Origin of the sequence: Oceanobacillus sp. FSL W7-1309 (assembly GCF_038002145.1) — a bacterium.
Taxonomy (GTDB): domain Bacteria; phylum Bacillota; class Bacilli; order Bacillales; family Amphibacillaceae; genus Oceanobacillus; species Oceanobacillus profundus.
The window spans coordinates 899,916-920,714 of the sequence record NZ_JBBOBX010000001.1; the positions used below are offsets into that span (position 1 = coordinate 899,916).

Below are 20,799 nucleotides of genomic sequence, written 5' to 3' on the forward strand. Positions count from 1 at the left end.
CTGATAACGAGACGAATTTTCAAAATACAACGACAAAATCAGGAAGATTAATTAATTTACTCATATATCTCGGAGGCTTTATGTTATGAATAAAGATACATTCACGATTGGTTTTATGCTCTTTGCCTTATTCTTTGGAGCGGGCAATTTAATATACCCACCAACATTAGGGATTGACGCAGGAACTGCTTACTGGACTGCAATAATTGGCTTTATTATTACTGGAGTTGGACTACCCATTCTTGCAGTAACTGCTATTTCTTTTGTTAAAAATGATGCAAGGGAATTATCGGATCATGTTCACCCATTGTTCGGTTTGATCTTTACTTCTATTATCTATCTGGCAATTGCCCCGTTTTTTGGAATACCCCGGGCAGCTACAGTTGCATACGAAATGAGTATTGAACCATTTACAAATGAGAGCTCACCAATTCCATTATTTATTTTTACAGTTATTTTCTTTGTACTTGTTTTTTTATTTAGCATCAATCCATCGAAAATGGTGGATCAAATCGGTCAGTATCTTACTCCAATTCTATTAATTGCTATTATTGGATTAAGTGTTGGCAGTTTTCTCACCTTAGACACTGCCTTAACTACTCCGACTGAAAAATATCAAAACGGACCCTTTTTTACAGGTTTTATGGAAGGGTATTTGACGATGGACGCGATTGCAGCTCTTGCATTTGGCATACTCGTTGTAAATGCGTTTAAAGAGAGAGGCATAACAACTCGAAACGCCTTAGTAAAATCTACTTTGAAAGCTGGCGCAATTGCAGGTATCAGCTTAATCGTTGTTTATAGCTCACTTGGCTGGATCGGAAGTAAGATGGCTATTAATGGGGAATTTACAAATGGCGGAGAAATTTTATCCCGTGCAGCGAGCATTATTTTTGGTAATTTCGGAACATTATTACTTGGATGTATCGTTATATTAGCATGCTTCACCACATCCATTGGGCTTGTCGTAGCTTCTGGAGAATTTTTCTCAAAAACGACAAAGATCCCATATAAATGGGTTATTTTAACTGTCACAATTTTGAGCTTTCTAATTGCAAACCAAGGACTGAATACAATTATTAACTACTCTGTTCCAGTGCTCGTATTTATTTATCCAATAACGATTGTCCTCATTCTTCTTACATTTTTAGATAGGTTATTCGGTGGCGCAAAAGCCGTTTATCGCGGCGCAGTTCTCCTAACAGCTGTCTTTAGTCTATATGATGGACTAACCGCATTTGGATTCAAGCTGCAAGCGGTGACTAAATATATGGAGGTTCTCCCTTTCTTCTCCTTAGGACTAGGGTGGGTTGTTCCAGCAATTGTCGGAGGCCTGATTGGACTATTCGTTGACAAATGGAGGAGTTGATCTGTTAAGCTCAGCTTTTTTAAGGGGCGATGGGATGACTATGGATACGGGTACGAGTGCCTTTGATAAGGCATGTAATCTCCACCTCTACTACTGACAGTCCAATCGAAAATATGTTAGGATAAGAATAAATCTGTCACAGATTAACGGGCTGTAAGAGTGAAAAAGATAGAAACGAGAGGGAGGACCTTGTGTCATCCCCTTTTTGTAAAGACAGCCCGTAAATTTTTGATTCTGTTCAACGGCCTTTAGGCCATACCTTTGCAGCACTTACATTTTATGAAAAGGAGGCTCCCTAATGACGCTAGTAAAAGAAGAGAAAATTCTACAAACTTATTTTGGCTACGAAACATTTCGTCCAGGGCAAGGACAAACAATAAATCATATTTTACAACTACATAATACCCTTGCTGTGATGCCAACCGGTGGTGGTAAATCACTGTGCTACCAAATCCCTGGTATGTCGATGGACGGGACCGCTATTATCATTTCCCCATTAATCTCTCTTATGAAAGACCAAGTGGATGCTCTACAAGCTTTAGGTATCCCTGCCACCTACATTAACAGCTCCCTTTCTACCGGAGAACAACAAGCCCGATTACGTGATGTTGCAAACCGTCGTTATAAGTTTGTTTATGTGGCACCAGAACGCTTTGAATCTATGACATTTGTGAATGTGATTAAACGTATCCCATTAGCACTTGTAGCATTTGATGAAGCCCACTGTATATCACAATGGGGACATGACTTTAGACCAAGCTATCGTTCAATCGTTCCTAATTTGAAAAAGCTATCAAACATTCCTGTATTCGTTGCATTAACTGCAACAGCTACAGAAGAGGTCATTCATGACATTCAAGAATTGCTGTATATAGCGGATGATCATGTAGTGAATACCGGATTTGAACGAGAAAACCTCTCCTTTCATCTCGTAAAAGGAAAGGACAAGCAATCTTACATTCGGTCGTTTTTAGAAGAGCACCGGGAGGAATCCGGCATTATTTATACTGCCACACGAAAGCAAGCAGATGCATTATATGATCAACTGACGAAGCGCGGGATTTCTGTTTCTAAATATCACGCAGGTTTAACGGAACAAGAAAGAAAGGAAGCACAAGCTGCATTTATCCATGATGAGAAATCGATTATGATTGCCACGAATGCTTTTGGTATGGGGATCGACAAATCGAATGTTCGCTACGTCATTCACTATGCAATGCCAATGAACATTGAATCGTATTATCAGGAAGCAGGTCGTGCAGGCCGTGATGGAGAACCAAGTGATTGTATTCTCCTCTTCTCTCCACAGGATGTGCAGCTGCAGAAGTTTTTAATTGAGCAGTCCCAAATGGATGAAGCTTCGAAACAGAACGAATACCGGAAATTGCAAGCAATGATTAACTACTGTCATACCCATGGCTGTCTGACGTCATTTATACTCGATTATTTTGATAAAAAGGTAATAAAAGGATCCTGCAATCGTTGTAGTAACTGTGTCGAACGCCAGGAAAAAATGGACATTACCGAAGAAGCACAAATGATTCTTTCCTGTGTGAAGCGAATGGGTGAGCGCTTTGGTGTCGGAATGACAGCAAAGGTTCTAAAGGGATCCAAAGATAAAAAGCTGCGCGATTTTCGCCTTGATCAAATTACAACCTATGGGATACTTTCTGCGTATACAGAGAAGGAATTAACGGAACGGATACACTTCATGATTGCAGAACAGCTACTTGCAACCGAGGAGGGGCAATACCCAACATTACGGTTGAACCAAAATTCAGTGGATGTTTTAAAAGGAAAACGTCCTGTTGAAATGTTCACTGCACCAATTCCAACGAACGAGGATGCGGATTACCAAGAAGATCTATTTGCAAGATTACGTGCATTACGAAAACAAATCGCCGACGAGAAAAATGTGCCGCCATATGTCCTTTTCTCCGATGTTACATTAAAGGAGCTAAGCCGTTATTTCCCTACTGATAGAGAGGATATGCTTGAAATCAAAGGAATTGGTGAAAAGAAATACGAACAGTATGGCGAGGAATTTTTAGCAATTATTCAAGATTGGCGTGCAGAACATCCAGATGTCAAACAGAAAATTAGAATTGGAGATACTAGCTCAGCGAAATCGAAGGAAAAGAAAACTGCAGATGACCGACCTAGTCACTTAATCAGCTACCAGATGTTCCAATCGGGGAAATCATTGAAAGATATCGCAACTATTCGAGGTTATTCTAAAATGACGATTGAGAATCATATTTTTAAAGCTGTCCAAGATGGCTATCCACTAGCATGGGGGATATTTTTTAATAATCAAGAAGAAGAAGTTGTACTTGCAGCTCATGAAAAGCTTGAGGAACCAAAGCTAAAGCCGTTGAAAGAATTGCTGCCAGAGGAATATGATTATACGAAAATTAAAGCTGTGTTGGTTAAGAATGAGTTGATGTAGGTCAGTGTGTGGTAACGTGAATTGTTGGTGCTTTATTTGGCAGGACGGTGTCATAGAATGGATAGATGGTGCTTTATTTGGAAGATTGGTGTCATAGAATGGATAGGTGGTGCTTTATTTGGCAGATTGGTGTCATAGAATGGATAGATGGTGCTTTATTTGGTAGGACGGTGTCATAGATAGATGGCAGGTTCGAGCGATAGCATTGGGATACTTTCCTGGACAAGTGAAAATCCAGCGCTTATGCGAGCGCTGGATTTTTATTATTTATTCACCTTTTACATTTAAAGCCCATGTTCCATTGCGGAATACTGCTTCTGTTGTTCCATCTGCTTTTACACCGTCAATATTCATGTCCGCAGAACCAATCATAAAGTCAACGTGGATTAAGCTATCATTGACACCATGTTTATCAAGTTCTTCTGCACTCATTTTAGAACCGCCTTCCAAGTTCGTTGGATATGCTTTTCCTAAAGCGATATGACAAGATGCATTTTCATCAAATAATGTGTTGTAGAAAACTAATCCTGATTGGGATATTGGAGATTCATCTGGAACTAATGCAATCTCTCCTAATCTGCGCGCTCCTTCATCCGAGTCAAGCAGATGCTTTAGTACTTCTTCCCCTTTTTCCGCCTTAAAATCAACAACTTTACCATCTTTAAAAGTCAGGCTGAAATTATCGATTAAGCTACCACCGTAGTTAAGAGGTTTGGTGCTCGCTACTGTTCCATTGACACCATATTTATGCGGCATAGAGAAAACTTCTTCTGTTGGGATATTTGGATTAAATGTAACACCTGTTTCTGCTTCAGCAGATCCGCCTTTCCAAATATGTCCTTGTGGAAGCTCCATTTCCAGATCCGTTCCAGGTGCGTTGAAAATCAGTTTTTGGTAGTTTTTCCCATTCAAAACCTGACGTGCTGTTTTTAATGTTGCATTATGCTTATCCCATGCGGCAATTGGATCTTCCTGATCTACACGCACAATGTTTACAATAGCTTCCCAAAGGCTTTCCACTGCATCCTCTTTTGACTTATCAGGGAAAATTTTCTGTGCCCAATCACCTGATGGAATTGAAATGATGGACCAAGGGATCTTGTCGTTCATTGTATAGTTACGGAAATTAATCATTGCTTCTGCTGCAGCTTTGTTTGCTTTAGCAACACGTGATGGATCAATATTTTGTAATAAATCAGGGTTTGTTGAACGAATGTGTAATATCGCCGCTCCATCTTCTGCAAATGTATCATGAAGCTTCACTCGCCATTCCGGGAAATGTTCAATAACTTCATCTGGAGCGTTTTCATACTTTAATAAAGTCAATTCGTCATCGACCCAGTTAATATGAACATCTTTCGCACCTAATTCGTAAGCCTTATGAGCAACGATTTTTGTAAAATCTGCTCCTTCAAGTGGTGCGTTAATCATTAATGCTTGCCCTTTTTGTAAATTAACACCTGTGCGTAATGCTAATTCTGCATATTTCTCTTGTGTTTTTTGATTAACCATAATTCAAACCTCCAAGATTATTTCAGATAATGGCTTCACCTAAAAGTCATTACTTTTTAAATAGTATGTCTTTTATTACTGGGATGAATGTACCATATAGTCATTATTCCATAATCAACCGAAAATTGCCAAAATAACCTTCTTCATTTTCAAATTCCTATCTACCGGTAACAGTACGCGAGGTCAGTTCTATTTACGGTATTAGCAGTTTATGATATTATAATAGTATAGAAGTTACTTTTTGTAATCACTGTAATGTTTTAATATAAAGCAAATTGAAATGATCGTATAGGAATGAGGTGATCATAATGGAGAAATTATGTCCACGTTTTGAAAAGGCGATGGGGCTCCTTAGTACACGCTGGGTTGGTTTAATTTTATTTGAATTATTAAAGGGAACAAAACGCTTCTCCGAGATGGAAGCTGATTTGCCAATTAGCGGCAGGCTGCTGTCCGATCGACTAAAACTACTTGAAAAAGAAGGAATTGTGGAGCGGAATATTTATTCTGAATTCCCTGTTCGAATTGAATATTCTCTTTCTCAAAAAGGGAAAGACTTAGAACCAGTAATTAAGGAAATTCAATCTTGGGCTGATGACCATGTTAGCCCTGATGAGGTTGAAGAAGATACTGAAAAGCTAAAAGACTAATGAAAAAAGGCTGTCGCGCTTGCAACAGCCTTTTTTCATTATGCCTGACTCAATTTTTTATTCCATTGCGTATTTTGTACCAAAGGTTTTGGCGAGATCTTGAGAATGTCGTCTTCTTTCTCCCCTGCGCTTAGCACGTAATGCTGCATTTTCATGGAGCATTTTTTCTAAGTCTGTTTCTGGATAAACAGATGGTACAGGGACAGGTTTTCCATTTTCATCAATAGCTACAAATGTCATAAACGCGGTCGCGCTGACCTTTCTTTCTCCTGTTACTAAATCTTCTGTTACTGCTTTCGCAAAAACTTCCATCGATGTATGATGTGTCCATGTAACAAATGCCTCGATTGAAATCGAATAGCCAACTTTTACAGGTGCCAGGAAATCAACCGAGTCCGTTGATGCAGTTACAACAGGATTCCTTGCATGCTTCACGGCAGCTATTGCTGCTATATCATCGATATGCGCCATTAACTTTCCACCAAATAATGTACCAAAAGCATTTGTATCTGGCGGAAGTACGTGTGTTGTTTTAATTGCTAATGAGTTTGAGCATGGTTTTGCTTCCATATTCTTGTCCTCCCGATGACTTGCCATTTACTATAAGTTACTGCTTCTTTTGGGAACGTACTATAGCACTGGCGAAATTAGTCTAGAAATTGATTCCTTAAATCGGATGCCGATTGTTCTTTGATCATACAGCTTCTTCGTCATTTGTGTCGATAATTTAATATCATTGTTAAATTTTTGAACTAGCCGATCAGCTATTTCGGTATCATATAAAAATGCATTTACTTCAAAATTGAGACGGAAGCTGCGAACATCAATGTTTGCAGTCCCTACTGATGCAATTTTCCCGTCGACGACAATTGTTTTCGCATGGAGAAAACCGTTTTGATAAATAAATACCTCTGCACCAGCCGTTAATAGTTCTCCACTACTGGACAACGTTGCCCAGTACACAAATGGATGATCTGGTTTATTCGGAATCATAATTTTCACATCTACACCGGATAATGCAGCAATTCGCAATGCATCTTTCACACTTTCATCTGGTATAAAATAAGGTGTTTGAATGTAAATATATTCCTTTGCCGCCATAATCATTTTAATATAGCCATTTTTTATTTGTTCCCATTCTGTATCCGGACCGCTTGAAACAATCTGAACGCCTACGTCTCCACTTGTACTCGTGTTATAGTAGCGATCATCATATAGAATATCATTTTTGGATGCTTGATTCCAATCGAGAATAAAGCGAGTCTGTAAGCTTTGAACAGCTTCCCCCATTACACGTAGATGCGTGTCACGCCAGTATCCGAATTTCCTGCTTTTTCCGAGGTATTCATCACCAACATTGAAACCACCAATATAGCCAATCTTCCCATCTATAATCGTTAGCTTACGATGATTTCGATAGTTTATTTTAAAGTTGATGATGAGCTTAGAAGGAAAAAACGCCTCTACCATAACACCAGCGTTCTTTAATCGCTTTACATAGCTTCTTTTTAAAGAACGTGATCCCATGTCATCATAGAGCACTCGTACATCAACACCCTCATTCGCTTTTTTTATGAGAACCTCTGCTAAACGCTGACCGAGCTCGTCACTTCTCATAATATAGTATTGCATATGAATATGGTCTTTTGCCTTTTGCAAATCCTGAATCAACGCTTCAAATTTTTCTTCTCCATCGGTATAAATTTCTACCGCATTATCTTGTGAAAAAATAGCATCGTCATTTCTTAATAGTAGATACACCAGATCGCTATACTCCTGCATTGCTTCATCATTAAAATGGAGATCCTCATCCTCCAAGGAACGCAGCTGCGATTGAACAGTCGTTTTCACACCCAGCCTGCTTTTCTTATCCCAGGTGAAAATTCGTCTGTTGCTTATTGGTTTACCAAAAATTAAATAAAGGATAAAGCCAGCAATGGGAATAAATAGTAATACCATTAACCATGCCCATGAAGACGTTGGATCTTTCCTTTCCAAAAATACAATAGAAATACCCAATGCAATATTTAAAACGATTATAAGTCCGAGTAAAAACGACAGTATTCCCATCGTATCAATCTCCCTCTAAACGTATATTTCCACTATCTAATATAGCACAGAAATTTAATCCAGGTTAGTGATGCGCTGCTTTTCCGATGTTTCATGCATACTATTTAGCCTATCCAACAAAAGTTAAAACATAGTAGGGAAATTTTCTTTTTATCATATTTGAAAGAAACTGCGAACTAACTTCTCGGCTGTTTTCTTCAAGTATGTGCAATAATCGCCGTCTGGGATCGCTTCGGGCGGATGCTTTCCGTGGGCACGGCTTCAGCCTCTCCGGAAGAAACCCACTTCCGGTGAGTCTTCAGACACGTGCTATTCCCACTGGAGTCACCGCCCTGCACTCACCTGGACTGGTAGCGCATCGATATCGTTTTTATTAATTCCACAAGTAATAACTGGTGAGCATATACTAGCGGAGGAAATATACGTAGACTCCTGTGGGAAGAAGAGCATCGGTGAGACTGCGCAGTGCGACAGCACAAGGAGGCTCAACAGCTCCCCTTTGGATGCGCGAATTATATTTCCGGAGCGGGTAGACGCACAATCCATTTAAATACACTAATCCACAGTTTATATAAACTTCAAGTTAAAATATCCCTCCTACCTATCCAATTCTATTATTAAAGTACAAATAAAATACACGTCCATGCTAGAAAATAATTAGCATTAGACGTGCATGTAAAATGAGTGCTGCTTTTCTTATAATTGATCTAAAGCCTGCTCTAAATCAGACCAAATATCTTCCCACGCTTCCAGTCCGACTGAAAGTCGAATGAGCTGGTCTGTGATACCCATTTGTTGCCGAACTTCATATGGTATGCTTGCATGTGTCATTGTAGCAGGATGCTCAATTAACGTTTCGGCATCGCCTAAACTTACTGCAATTTTTAAGAAACCCAATTGATTCAACAACTGCTGCGCCTGCTGTTTATTCCCTTTCACATCAAAGGAAATGACTCCCCCTCCACGTTTCATTTGTCCTTCCATTATCGCAAGATCCGGATTGTCGTCATCTTCTGGATAATATACGTTAGCGACTTGCCGGTGCATCTTCAGCTGTGCCACAATTTTTCGGGCATTGTCACAGTGACGGTCCAAACGAACCGCCAATGTTTTTAAACCACGCAGTAAAAGCCATGCATCAAATGGAGATATAACCCCGCCGATATCTTTTTGTGTTGTATTGGAAAGCATATCAATAAAGGATTTTTTGCCAACGACTAAACCTGCAATTACATCTCCATGTCCGCCGATATATTTCGTTGCACTATGAAGGACAATGTCGCACCCTAATTCCAATGGTTGCTGTAAATAAGGAGAAGAAAATGTATTGTCCACTACAACCGGAATACCGTATTCCTTTGCAACCTCTGCCACCTGCTGTAAATCGATTAAGCGCATCGTTGGATTAATCGGTGTCTCTACATAAATGACGGTCGTTTCTGGCCGAATAAGACTGCGAAGCTCTTCCTTTGATTTCATCTCCGAAAAATCAGTAGTTATATTATACTTTTCTCGCATCATCGTTAGAAATCCAAACGTACATCCATATAAACCCGATGAACATATAATGTGATCATTTGCTTTGGTGAGTGCAATGAGAACAGCTGACACTGCCGCCATTCCCGATCCAAATGCAAGACCAGCTTCTCCCTTTTCTAAAGTCGCAATACGCTCTTCAAGCACACGGACGGTTGGGTTCCCCAGGCGAGAATAAATATAGCCCGACTCCTCACCGGCAAAGCGACGTTCCCCCTGCTCCGCAGTTTCAAATGTATAGGTAGATGTTTGAAAAATGGGTGTGGAAAGACTCCCAAGCATTTCTTTAGTATCATAGCCTTCATGGATGACAGCCGTTTCAATACGTTTTTGATTTTGTTTTTGTGTCATCGTCAAACCCCCTCTTAATAGATGTCTCTTACGCTCACATCTATCATATCGAATAAAACTTGATTATGAAAGCGTTTTCTAAAACTTAAGCTAAGCTACGTGATTGCTAAATTGGTAAATTCCATCTACTATTATAGAAATGTTAAAGGTTGTTCAAAAAATCCGCTTAGGAGGGAAAATATAATGGATAATCGGCATACGAAAACCGGCATCATCTATACATTCAGTGCCTACCTCTTATGGGGGATTATTACAATGTACTGGAAACAAATTGATTATGTTCCAGCCGGGGAAATTCTAGCACATCGAATAGCATGGTCAGCAGTATTTATGCTGCTTCTTGTCATTTTTCTTGGTAAATGGAATAACTTCATACAGGAATGCCGACAAATTATGAAAAAGAAAAAGCAATTACTTGGGATCACAGCTGCCGCGATTGTGATTACATTAAACTGGTTTCTATTTATTTGGGCAGTTGTTCAAGGACATATCCTGCAAGCAAGTCTTGGATACTATATCAACCCGCTTATTAGTATTTTACTAGGAATTATCATTTTGAAAGAACCTGTAACGAAAGGTCAATTACTTTCCTTTATTTTAGCAGCAATTGGTGTGCTTTACTTAACATTCAATTACGGTGTATTTCCATGGATTTCACTGCTGCTAGCAACCACATTTGCATTATACGGGTTACTGAAAAAAACAGTGAATGTCAGCGCAATCTCCGGGCTGACAATTGAAACATTGCTTATTACACCAGTCGCACTTATTTACTTATGGATTATTCCAAGCGGTTCATTTACTTTTACACCATTTATAACAGTTACGAACCTATTTTTAATTGGAGCGGGTATTGCTACCGCTGTTCCACTATTGTTATTTTCCAGTGGTGCAAAGCAGATTCCTCTAGCCATGGTAGGTTTCCTGCAATATATCACACCTACCATGATGCTTGTAATTGGTGTGTTTTTCTATAAAGAGCCCTTCTCACAAGCACATCTAGTTACGTTTGCTTTTATTTGGACTGCTTTATTTATATATATGGCGTCTATTTATAAAAATTCGCAGCGTCGTTTGAGAACACATTAAAATGAATCTCTGGCTTTAGGTAAATCCTGCAACATGCAATTACATTCAACCTAATTTAAACTTTTCAGAAAACATCATTGACAGATAATAGAATTCATTGTATACTCACACTAACTTAAATAATGCAACATCTCTTATCAAGAGCGGCGGAGGGAATAGGCCCTATGAAGCCCGGCAACCTTAAAGCATTAACCTGCTTGTAACGGTGCTAAATCCTACAGGGTAAAAACCTGGAAGATGAGAGGAGGAACGGTTCGTACATACGCCCTCTTCTTAGGAAGAGGGCTTTTTCATTTTCCCTCTTCAAACACAAAAGCGTAAGCGCCCGGTTAGCGACGTACGGACTGAGCCGCAGGAGATAAAGGAAACATGCCCCTTTAGGGGTATGCCGATGTTAGGCGTAGCCTGGTTTTAGTCGGCCATCCTTTTACCTAGAGTCAATGTTGACTTTCACCACAAGGGTATAAGTGCGACTAGGTCTCATGTCTTAGCCAGTCGGCAAGTCTTCTTTATCGTACGGAGGCGAGGGAAGTCTCGCTACAGCTTTAGCGCTGGAGCTGGACGTGGCTGTTTCGGTAGCCAAGTGATCCACGGTATTAAAGTTTATAGTTTTCTAGTAAAAAAACATAACATTTCAAGGAGGAATTTTATTATGTCACAATTTCAGCCAGAAACGGTATTACTTCATGGTGGTCAACAGCCGGACCCAACTTCAGGTGCGCGTGCTGTTCCAATCTATCAAACAACTTCTTATGTTTTCCGTGATACAGAACATGCACAAAACTTATTTGGTTTAGCAGAATCAGGTAATATATATTCTCGTATTATGAATCCAACGGTTGATGCATTTGAACAGCGTGTTGCTCAGCTGGAGGATGGGGTTGGTGCTGTTGCAACATCATCCGGAATGGCTGCTATTACGCTAGCAATTTTGAATATCGCGGAAGCTGGGGATGAAATTATTGCGGACAGCAACCTATATGGCGGTACGTACAATCTCTTTGCAGCGACCCTTCCACGCTATGGGATTACAGTAAAATTTGTTGATGGTACAAAACCGGAGGAATTTGAAGCTGCGATTACCGATAAAACAAAAGCTATATTTGGTGAAATCATCACAAATCCAAGTCTTTACGTATTTGATGTAGAAGCTGTTGCTGATATTGCACATGCTCATGATATTCCATTAATTATTGATAATACTTTTGCCCCTTATATCGCAAAACCGCTCACTTGGGGCGCAGATATTGTTATTCATTCCGCAACAAAATGGATCGGCGGTCACGGAACGACAATTGGCGGGGTCGTTGTTGATGGTGGAAGATTTGACTGGAATAACGATCGATTCCCTGGCTTCACCGAGCCTGACGAAACATATCACGGCTTAAAATATAAAGATCTTGGTCCAACAGCATTTATTACAAAACTTCGTGTTCAATTATTACGTGATATCGGTGCATGCTTAAGCCCCCAAAGTGCATTTTTATTTTTACAAGGTCTAGAAACGCTACATTTACGAATTGAAAGACACGCACAGAACGCAGAAAAAGTTGCTGCCTATTTACAAAAACATGAAGCAGTAGAATGGGTCAGCTTCCCTGGTTTAAAGGAACATCCATCACATGGGCTTGCTAAGAAATATTTCAAGAGCGGCTATGGATCGATTATTACATTCGGTATCAAAGGGGGACGCGATGCAGGTAGAAAGCTAATCGACAATGTGAAGCTATGGTCACATGTAGCAAATGTTGGAGACGCTAAATCCTTAATCATCCATCCTGCTTCAACGACACATCAGCAGCTAAATGCTGAAGATTTGAAGAAAAGCGGTGTAACTGAAGAGCTTGTCCGCTTGTCGATTGGACTAGAAGCTGTAGAAGATATTCTGGCAGACTTAGAGCAAGCAATTGATCAAGCAACTGGAGTTAATCAAGCTGCACAACAATCGAATGACGCTGTAATTAAAAGCTTGCTTTCCTCTCCATTTAATCGTCAGGAAGGTATTCGCAAAAAAGTTATTGCTAGCATCGGGATTGATCAAAGCGAAACGAAATCCTTAGAAAAACTTGGTTTTGAAATCATTTCTGTAGAAGATGATCCAGCTAATGAATTATCTGTAATTTCATCTCCTATTGATGCATTATGGGTTAAGGATAAAGAACTTCCAGCTGCAGTTATTGAACAATTGGTAAATAAAGAAATAAAATTTATTTTTGCCGAAGGAGCAGCAAGCACAAATCAAACATTGCAGCATGCAAATGCGACGGGAATTATTGTTACAGAGGTAAATCCAGCTGCATTAGCACTTCAGCTTCGAAGCAATAATACGCAAGCAACTGTTACAGTTTAAACACTATATATAATCAGGTTTACATCTCCATCAAACCGGGAATATCCCCAAAGAGTGGACCTAAAATTTAAATCGCCTTCTTTAACAGAGGGCGATTTTTTAATTAAGCATTATATTTTGTTATGTTCGTATTTAAAGGAAAGTGTGAACTCATGTGTAAATAAGGATTGTGCGTATACGGACTTCCTATTATTAGTAGAATCTGCTGGAACAATTTTTGCTCCTGTCCCAGTAGTTCACCGCTATATTTATGATGCAACAAACAATCGATATTTAAGATCAACTTCAAGTTTAACTTTTTATATTATTGATTAAACTTATAATGGATGTTCTGAATAAACGATTAAGATATAGACACTACGGATCTTCCTTGAAATAATGGATAACAAGCAATACATATATAGCCAAACACCATGATTTCTTTAAGCATAATTTTACAGGAGTGCTTGAAAGGGTATATAATTTATAAATCCATTTCGAATAGTTATAAAGCGGACAAATTAGCCTTTTTTCCATATTATATTAAGAGATAACTGCATAGGTGTGATTAACTTGAAAAAGTATGTTTATATAACCTTTTCCCTTCTGATTATCGGAGCTTTCATTATTTTTTTTATGCAACCGTCAAATGAAATGAGTAAGGAGCCAGCCACTCAGCCCGAGCAAGATATGCAACAAGAATTTGAAGATCATGAAGTGAATGATGAGTCAGATACAAGTAAAGAAAACCAAAAACAAGAAGAAGATACTGATCAAACGGGATTTCCACCAAATATATCTGGTGCACTACAGAATACAATTAGTTTCTTCAGTAATCAAGAAACCAAGATTGTGGCAATCGGTGATTCACTTACCCAAGGTGTTGGTGATGAAACGGATCAAGGTGGTTATATTGGAATATTAGACCGAACAATCAATGATGGATTGCAATCTGTAGAGATTGTTAACTTTGGGAAGCGCGGGAATCGTACAGATCAATTGCTCAAGCGTCTGGGACAGGAAAAGATCGCCAGAGAAATAGCGGATTCCGATTTAGTACTGATTACAATTGGTGCAAATGATATTATGAAAATCGCCAGGGAAAACATTATGCACCTTGTTATCGATGACTTTGTTGCCGAAATGGATGGCTATGAATCCCGAATTCGGCAAATATTTGAGACCATTATTGCATTAAATCCAGACACTCATATATATCTTGTCGGCTTTTATAACCCTTTCCAACAATATTTTAAGGATATTAAAGAGCTCGATTTAATTGTTGGAGCCTGGAACACTGCAAGCAGCAACATTGCTAGTGAATACGAAAATATTACATTTATACCAACCGAAGATTTATTTACAGTGAAAGCCACGAACTTATTTGCTGAAGATAATTTCCACCCAAATTATGAGGGGTATTATCTAATAGCTGAACGAGTACTTGACTATATTACAAATAGAAGATAAGGATGAACGCTATGTCAGATAGAAAACAGCGTTTGAAACGTAACAAATGGAAAAAAGCTTTCTATAGCTTGCTAATCTTTAATGGCATTGTTTTTGTTGTGCTTTTCGCACTCTTATTTGGACCTGTTCCGGAAAATAAAGCTCCAGTCCGCCATGAACGAGGCGATCAAGAAAGCTCTGAGTTTATTATACGAACATCAAAACAGAATTTGAATAATCTCGTCAATGCATACATTGAACAATTACTTGGAGATTCAGATCATTACTATCGTATATCACTTGATGAAGATGTCCATTTAATTGGAGAGCTGCCTGTGTTCTCAACAACGGTCCCACTTTCTGTTCATTTCGAACCATTAGTGCAGGATAATGGCGACCTTATTTTAAAACAAAAGTCCATATCGGTTGGCTTATTAGAACTCCCAAACAAAAAAATCATGGAATATATGGCTGACTTACTTCCAATGCCAGAATGGGTTACGGTCAATCCGCAAGAACAGGAAATTTATGTGGCAGTTACAGATATGGATATTCGCAGTAATTTTCATGTTGCAGTGGAAACGATAGACCTCGAGGCAAACAATCTAGCCTTTCGGTTAAAGATTCCATATGAAACACTAGGTCTGGAGATGTTAGGCCCATGGTAACCGGCCGGGAACACGGCATTCCTTTTTATCATCGGTTTGAGCTTTAGCGCTGCATGGACGTGGCTGTATTGATAGCTAAGTATCCATAGCATTCCATATTTAAAGCTTCCTGACCATAAAAAAAGAACCATTTACAATGTAGATGGTTCTTTTGCTTATTTTAAACCCAAGCGTTTAAATCGAGAAGATAATAGAAAAATAAATGATTGCTTTGGTATGGCTTGGTCTTGTATTCTTTCTTCAAGTGGTTTCTGCTTCTGATAATCTCCAAGAATTCCCTTATATATCAGCTGCATCCCTGGGTAACTACGAATATCTGCGGGTGTAATAAAGCTAATCGGTTTGCCAAATTGAAACCTCTTCATATCTCGCAGTACTGTTGCAACAAACTCGGAGCAAAATAGGGCATATTTTCGATTAATCTCTATTTCCATCATTACACCGAATAAACCAATAAAATTATATTTATAAAGCTGTTTTTTTGCTTCAATTTCTTTTATATTATGAACGATACCTTCATATTCTTCTTCCGTAACTGTAAAACTGTATAGCTCACAGGTTGAACGCTTTAAAAATTCACTTTGAATATCTTCCCTAATAAATCCACCGATAAATGGATTTCTCGGCTGCTTTCTTCCAAAGCTGTACAGTTCGTTTAATTGCGGATCAAAACCGATAGAGACATGATTTAATGACTTTTTCGTGTAGTAATTTATTGCTTTCGATAAATAACTGCCTGTATCGGTAAAAAGGAAATAAATGATCCTTTCACCCATGCCCTTCCCCCCTTTCCGTTATGGGCAATAAAACAATTGATTCTATAAAGCAGGAAAGCATATAGCTTTCCTAATTGCATAAGTGTATCTAAGACAGGTACCTATAAGCTTGGCATTTCTAATAGCCTTTTGTACTACTATTACAAAAAATAGGCAAATATACAAGTTATTTTTTGTGCTTACACTTTTCACTGATTAAACAGACATATATTTCATGAACAAATAAGAGCTTCCATCGACTAAGATTATTAGAATCAAGACGAGTAGACTATTAAAATGTTTTATAATTATGTCTAGATCTATAAAGTAAATAGCCGATAAATAATAATTACTTCCTATTTAATATAACATATTACAATACAGCGAAATAGGAAACCTATAAAACATTACCAATTTTGTAAAACATGCTATGGGGTTCTTGCAAAGTTGCGTCAAATAACGTAAGCTTACCATGATTACTATTTATTTTATTGGAGGAAAAGACCCAGAATGATAACTGTTACTAATGTTAGTTTACGATATGGTGATAAAAAGCTGTTTGAGGACGTAAATCTTAAGTTTACTCCTGGAAACTGCTATGGCGTTATTGGTGCAAATGGTGCAGGAAAATCAACTTTCCTGAAAGTATTGTCTGGTGAAGTTGAGGCACAGTCGGGAAATGTTTCCATGTCTCCTGGTGAACGACTTGCTGTCTTAAAGCAAGACCACTTCGCTTATGAGGAAAACGAAGTAATTGATACGGTTTTAATGGGACACGAAAAGCTGTATAAAGTAAAGCAAGAAAAAGATGCAATTTATATGAAAGCTGATTTTTCAGAAGAAGATGGTATGCGTGCTGCAGAGCTAGAAGGCGAATTTGCTGAGATGAACGGTTGGGAAGCTGAATCGGATGCAGCTGTATTGCTAAAAGGTCTTGGTATCGAAGAATCGCTTCATACGATGAAGATGGCTGAGCTTACTGCCGACCAAAAAGTAAAAGTTTTGCTTGCTCAAGCCCTTTTCGGCAGCCCAGATATTCTATTACTCGATGAGCCAACTAACGGACTTGATATTCAAGCAATCCAGTGGCTGGAAGAATTCTTAATTAACTTTGAAAACACGGTTATCGTAGTTTCTCACGACAGACACTTCTTAAATAAAGTATGTACACATATTGCAGATGTTGACTACGGGAAAATCCAAATTTATATTGGAAACTATGATTTCTGGTATGAATCCAGTCAGCTCGCTACGCAAATGGCACAGGATGCGAACAAAAAGAAAGAAGAAAAGATTAAAGAGCTACAAGCCTTTATCGCTCGATTTAGTGCAAATGCGTCGAAATCGAAGCAGGCAACATCTCGTAAGAAAATGCTCGATAATATTACATTAGATGATATTAGACCTTCTTCCCGTAAGTATCCATACATTGCTTTTACTCCTGAACGCGAAATCGGAAACGATTTATTACGCGTCGAAGGGCTAAGTAAAACAATCGAAGGCGTAAAAATCTTAGATAATGTTAGCTTTACGATGAATAAGGATGATAAAGTTGCTCTTGTTGGAAAGAACGATATTGCCAAAACGACTTTATTAAAAATCTTAGCAGGTGAAATGGAACCTGATGAAGGAACATATCATTGGGGTGTCACAACATCTCAATCATACTTCCCTAAAGATAACGCGAAATTCTTTGAAAACGGGAATTTAACACTAGTTGACTGGCTTCGTCAATATTCTCCAGAAGATGAGACAGAAACGTTTTTACGCGGATTTTTAGGAAGAATGCTGTTTTCTGGTGAGGAAGCATTGAAAAAGGCGAATGTGCTATCTGGTGGTGAAAAAGTACGTTGTATGCTGTCAAAAATGATGCTTTCACATGCAAACGTACTAATGCTTGATGAACCGACAAATCATCTAGATTTAGAATCTATTCAATCATTGAACAATGGGTTAATTAAATTTAAAGGATCCATTCTGTTTACATCACATGACCACCAATTCATTAACAGTATCGCAAATCGTTTAATCGAAATTACACCAAAAGGTATTATCGATAAAGAGATGAGCTATGATGAATACGTACAAGATCGCAAGCTGCAAAAACAAATTGCAGAAATGTATGCATAAAAACACGAAGTGAAGGCGCCTTTATTAGGCACCTTCACTTATTTTTTCACGAATGCCGAATGCATCCCCTATTTTATTAAACTGCTACTTTCTTTCTAATTTTATCAAGCATATCAACCGTCATACGATCGAGATCATATTCAGCCTTAAATCCCCATTCCTCCATTGCTGCTTGAGAACTGATTGAATTCGGCCAGCTATCAGCGATTTGTTGTCTAACCGGATCTACTTTATATGAAAGCTTAAAATCTGGCAGCTGTTTTTGAATCGATTTGGCAAAATCTTCTGGTTGTGCAGACATTGCCGAAATATTAAAGGCATTGCGATGAATTAACTTTTCCGGATTTGCTTCCATTAAGTGAACAATCGCATTTAATGCATCTGGCATATACATCATGTCCATATAGGTGTCTGCAGCAATATACGATTCATATGCGTTGTGTTTCACCGCTTCATAATAGATTTCAACTGCATAATCTGTTGTTCCACCACCTGGGGGAGCAACATACGAAATTAAGCCTGGAAAACGAACACCCCTTGTATCCACCCCATAGCGCTGGTAATAATAATCACATAAAAGCTCACCAGCAACCTTATTGATGCCATACATCGTGGTTGGACGTTGTAATGTATTTTGCGGCGTATTATCCCTTGGTGTCGTTGGACCAAATGCACCAATTGAGCTTGGTGTAAAAATTTGCAAATGGAATTCCTTTGCAACCTCTAATGTATTGAGCAAACCACCCATATTTATATCCCAAGCAACCTTCGGAAATGCCTCCGCTTTTGCTGATAAAAGTGCTGCAAGATGCATAACCGTATCTACTTCATGCTTTTTAACAACATGCAAGACTTGTTCTATATCTGTAACATCCATCACTTCAAATGGCCCTTGTTCTTCAATCCCATCAATCTTCCGTATATCGGTCCCAATAACTTGATCGGTTCCATAAATACCCCGCAACTTGCCTGTAAGTTCGGATCCAATTTGTCCGAGAGCACCCGTAACTAGAATTTTTTTCATCTCCAAAACCCCTCTATGAAATCGAAATTAAATTAAGCCCATTTCTTTCCCTACTTTTTCATACACAGCAATCGATTTATCTAGCATTTCCTTTGTATGAGCAGCTGTCGGCATATTACGGACACGCCCCGTTCCACGTGGGACAGTTGGAAACACAATTGATTTCGCATAAATCCCTTCTTCAACCAAACGCTTGCTAAACTGCTGCGCTACCTTCTCATCTCCAATAATGCATGGCGTTATCGGCGTCTCACTAGCACCTATTGTAAAACCTAATGCTTTCAAGCCCTGTTTTAAATAGTCTCCGTTTTCCCAGAGTTTTTCATTTAATTCCGTGCTTTCCATAAGTAATTCAATTGCCTTTGTACTAGCAATCGCATCTGCCGGTGAAACAGCTGTAGAAAATAGGAATGGACGTGATCGCACCTTCAGCCAGTCAATCAGGTTGGACTTGCCCGCTACGTAACCACCAACTACTCCAATAGCCTTCGAAAGCGTTCCCATTTGAAAATCTATTCTATCCTGTAAACCAAAATGTTTAACTGTACCGGCGCCTTTTCCAGTAACTCCCGAGCCATGTGCATCATCAACATACGTAATTAAATCATATGCTTCTGCAATTTCAACAATTTCTGGAAGCTTTGCAATATCCCCGTCCATTGAGAAGACACCATCAGTGATAACCATTATTTTATTAAAATTGCCAGTTGATCTTGCTTCCTCAGCCTTCCGACGTAAATCATCCATATCCGAATGCTCAAATCGAATTATCTTTGCTTTTGAAAGCCTACAGCCATCAATGATTGACGCATGATTGAGAGAGTCTGACAAAATCGCATCATTTTTATCCATAACCGCTGATATCGCAGCCATATTACAATTGAAGCCAGATTGATAGGAAATTGCCGCCTCCGTTCCTTTAAAGGCTGCAATTCTCTCCTCTAACGCAATATGGAGATCAGAAGTACCATTAATTGTACGTACTGCTCCTGACCCAACACCATACGAATCTATTGCTTCACTTGCTGCTTGTTTCAAACGTTCATCTGTTGCAAGTCCAAGATAATTATTAGATGAAAGGTTAATTAACTCTTTTCCCTGAATCCGTATAACTGGACCATTCGCTCCCTCTACTGTATCAATTTCATTGAATAGCCCACGTTGTTTTAAATCTAAAATACTACCATTTAAAAAATTGTCTAATGTCTTACTAGTCATACGGTAAAACTCCTCCTTAAACACAGAAATACTTCCATATTTAAGTTTAACATAAAACGCTTACATTTAATTTTTGTATATACAATTTGATTAAAAAATTTCGTTAATAATTTTTAAGTTTACTGTATTTTCCTATAGTAGTTTTACTCTATTTCTACTATACTAGTTTATAGACATTTTACATCTTGGAGGAAGCATGC

Annotated in this window: 15 protein-coding genes and 1 riboswitch; of the genes, 8 read left to right on the top strand and 7 right to left on the bottom strand. The window is 38.7% G+C overall.

The genetic code is table 11. The annotated features are described in order from the left end of the window. Nucleotides 1-85 precede the first annotated feature (85 nt). Both brnQ and recQ read left to right on the top strand, forming a co-directional pair. Complete coding sequence (gene brnQ, locus NST46_RS04055; protein ID WP_341136807.1) at nt 86-1,369, top strand: branched-chain amino acid transport system II carrier protein; 1,284 nt, start codon at nt 86-88, stop codon at nt 1,367-1,369. A gap of 298 nt (nt 1,370-1,667) precedes the next feature. Next, nucleotides 1,668-3,818 (top strand): DNA helicase RecQ, encoded by a 2,151-nt coding sequence (recQ, locus tag NST46_RS04060; RefSeq protein WP_095307738.1) that lies wholly within the window; start codon nt 1,668-1,670, stop codon nt 3,816-3,818. A gap of 267 nt (nt 3,819-4,085) precedes the next feature. On the opposite strand, the gene NST46_RS04065 is transcribed toward recQ, so the two are convergent. Next, nucleotides 4,086-5,330 carry an aminopeptidase gene (locus tag NST46_RS04065; RefSeq protein ID WP_095307736.1) on the bottom strand — a complete coding sequence of 415 codons (1,245 nt, stop codon included), beginning with the start codon at nt 5,328-5,330 and terminating at the stop codon, nt 4,086-4,088. 308 nt (nt 5,331-5,638) lie between these two features. On the opposite strand from NST46_RS04065, the gene NST46_RS04070 reads away from it, so the two are divergent. After that, nucleotides 5,639-5,980, top strand: coding sequence for a winged helix-turn-helix transcriptional regulator (locus NST46_RS04070; RefSeq protein ID WP_095307735.1), 342 nt, complete (start codon nt 5,639-5,641; stop codon nt 5,978-5,980). Between the two features lie 57 nt (nt 5,981-6,037). Here NST46_RS04070 and NST46_RS04075 read toward each other — a convergent pair whose 3' ends face one another. The 3 genes from NST46_RS04075 to megL all read right to left on the bottom strand — a co-directional run bounded on the left by NST46_RS04075 (nt 6,038) and on the right by megL (nt 9,937). Then, nucleotides 6,038-6,550 (bottom strand): acyl-CoA thioesterase, encoded by a 513-nt coding sequence (locus tag NST46_RS04075; RefSeq protein ID WP_095307733.1) that lies wholly within the window; start codon nt 6,548-6,550, stop codon nt 6,038-6,040. Nucleotides 6,551-6,610: 60 nt separating this feature from the next. Next, nucleotides 6,611-8,050 (bottom strand): cardiolipin synthase, encoded by a 1,440-nt coding sequence (gene cls, locus NST46_RS04080; RefSeq protein ID WP_095307732.1) that lies wholly within the window; start codon nt 8,048-8,050, stop codon nt 6,611-6,613. A 696-nt stretch (nt 8,051-8,746) separates the two neighbouring features. Further along, a complete protein-coding gene (gene megL, locus NST46_RS04085; RefSeq protein WP_095307731.1) occupies nt 8,747-9,937 on the bottom strand; it encodes a methionine gamma-lyase in 1,191 nt (396 codons plus the stop codon). Between the two features lie 183 nt (nt 9,938-10,120). On the opposite strand from megL, the gene rarD reads away from it, so the two are divergent. The 4 genes from rarD to NST46_RS04105 all read left to right on the top strand — a co-directional run bounded on the left by rarD (nt 10,121) and on the right by NST46_RS04105 (nt 15,472). Continuing rightward, a complete protein-coding gene (rarD, locus tag NST46_RS04090; protein WP_095307730.1) occupies nt 10,121-11,026 on the top strand; it encodes an EamA family transporter RarD in 906 nt (301 codons plus the stop codon). Nucleotides 11,027-11,157: 131 nt separating this feature from the next. Then, a riboswitch (SAM riboswitch) is annotated at nt 11,158-11,270 on the top strand. Nucleotides 11,271-11,678: 408 nt separating this feature from the next. Continuing rightward, nucleotides 11,679-13,376, top strand: a complete 1,698-nt coding sequence (locus tag NST46_RS04095; protein ID WP_095307725.1) for an O-acetylhomoserine aminocarboxypropyltransferase/cysteine synthase family protein — start codon at nt 11,679-11,681, stop codon at nt 13,374-13,376. 633 nt (nt 13,377-14,009) lie between these two features. Further along, nucleotides 14,010-14,825 carry an SGNH/GDSL hydrolase family protein gene (locus tag NST46_RS04100; protein WP_341136808.1) on the top strand — a complete coding sequence of 272 codons (816 nt, stop codon included), beginning with the start codon at nt 14,010-14,012 and terminating at the stop codon, nt 14,823-14,825. 11 nt (nt 14,826-14,836) lie between these two features. Further along, nucleotides 14,837-15,472, top strand: coding sequence for a YpmS family protein (locus NST46_RS04105; RefSeq protein WP_095307723.1), 636 nt, complete (start codon nt 14,837-14,839; stop codon nt 15,470-15,472). A gap of 155 nt (nt 15,473-15,627) precedes the next feature. Here the strand turns inward: NST46_RS04105 and NST46_RS04110 are convergent, their stop codons facing one another. After that, entirely contained in the window at nt 15,628-16,248 is a 621-nt protein-coding gene (locus NST46_RS04110) for a hypothetical protein (RefSeq protein ID WP_095307722.1), read from the bottom strand. 489 nt (nt 16,249-16,737) lie between these two features. On the opposite strand from NST46_RS04110, the gene NST46_RS04115 reads away from it, so the two are divergent. Next, nucleotides 16,738-18,357 carry an ABC-F family ATP-binding cassette domain-containing protein gene (locus NST46_RS04115; RefSeq protein WP_095307721.1) on the top strand — a complete coding sequence of 540 codons (1,620 nt, stop codon included), beginning with the start codon at nt 16,738-16,740 and terminating at the stop codon, nt 18,355-18,357. 76 nt (nt 18,358-18,433) lie between these two features. Here NST46_RS04115 and NST46_RS04120 read toward each other — a convergent pair whose 3' ends face one another. After that, nucleotides 18,434-19,381, bottom strand: coding sequence for an NAD-dependent epimerase/dehydratase family protein (locus tag NST46_RS04120; RefSeq protein WP_095307720.1), 948 nt, complete (start codon nt 19,379-19,381; stop codon nt 18,434-18,436). Nucleotides 19,382-19,408: 27 nt separating this feature from the next. Further along, nucleotides 19,409-20,599 (bottom strand): glycine C-acetyltransferase, encoded by a 1,191-nt coding sequence (locus NST46_RS04125; protein WP_095307718.1) that lies wholly within the window; start codon nt 20,597-20,599, stop codon nt 19,409-19,411. Between the last annotated feature and the right edge of the window lie 200 nt (nt 20,600-20,799).

What these genes read in the sequence shown, in the direction of transcription:
- NST46_RS04115 (WP_095307721.1), top strand. Translation starts at nt 16,738, where the DNA reads ATGATAACTGTTACTAATGTTAGTTTACGATATGGTGATAAAAAGCTG.
- NST46_RS04105 (WP_095307723.1), top strand. Translation starts at nt 14,837, where the DNA reads ATGTCAGATAGAAAACAGCGTTTGAAACGTAACAAATGGAAAAAAGCT.
- NST46_RS04095 (WP_095307725.1), top strand. Translation starts at nt 11,679, where the DNA reads ATGTCACAATTTCAGCCAGAAACGGTATTACTTCATGGTGGTCAACAG.
- cls (WP_095307732.1), bottom strand. Translation starts at nt 8,050, where the DNA reads ATGGGAATACTGTCGTTTTTACTCGGACTTATAATCGTTTTAAATATT.
- NST46_RS04075 (WP_095307733.1), bottom strand. Translation starts at nt 6,550, where the DNA reads ATGGAAGCAAAACCATGCTCAAACTCATTAGCAATTAAAACAACACAC.
- NST46_RS04070 (WP_095307735.1), top strand. Translation starts at nt 5,639, where the DNA reads ATGGAGAAATTATGTCCACGTTTTGAAAAGGCGATGGGGCTCCTTAGT.
- NST46_RS04100 (WP_341136808.1), top strand. Translation starts at nt 14,010, where the DNA reads ATGAGTAAGGAGCCAGCCACTCAGCCCGAGCAAGATATGCAACAAGAA.
- NST46_RS04110 (WP_095307722.1), bottom strand. Translation starts at nt 16,248, where the DNA reads ATGGGTGAAAGGATCATTTATTTCCTTTTTACCGATACAGGCAGTTAT.
- NST46_RS04120 (WP_095307720.1), bottom strand. Translation starts at nt 19,381, where the DNA reads ATGAAAAAAATTCTAGTTACGGGTGCTCTCGGACAAATTGGATCCGAA.
- NST46_RS04125 (WP_095307718.1), bottom strand. Translation starts at nt 20,599, where the DNA reads ATGACTAGTAAGACATTAGACAATTTTTTAAATGGTAGTATTTTAGAT.
- rarD (WP_095307730.1), top strand. Translation starts at nt 10,121, where the DNA reads ATGGATAATCGGCATACGAAAACCGGCATCATCTATACATTCAGTGCC.
- NST46_RS04065 (WP_095307736.1), bottom strand. Translation starts at nt 5,330, where the DNA reads ATGGTTAATCAAAAAACACAAGAGAAATATGCAGAATTAGCATTACGC.
- megL (WP_095307731.1), bottom strand. Translation starts at nt 9,937, where the DNA reads ATGACACAAAAACAAAATCAAAAACGTATTGAAACGGCTGTCATCCAT.
- recQ (WP_095307738.1), top strand. Translation starts at nt 1,668, where the DNA reads ATGACGCTAGTAAAAGAAGAGAAAATTCTACAAACTTATTTTGGCTAC.
- brnQ (WP_341136807.1), top strand. Translation starts at nt 86, where the DNA reads ATGAATAAAGATACATTCACGATTGGTTTTATGCTCTTTGCCTTATTC.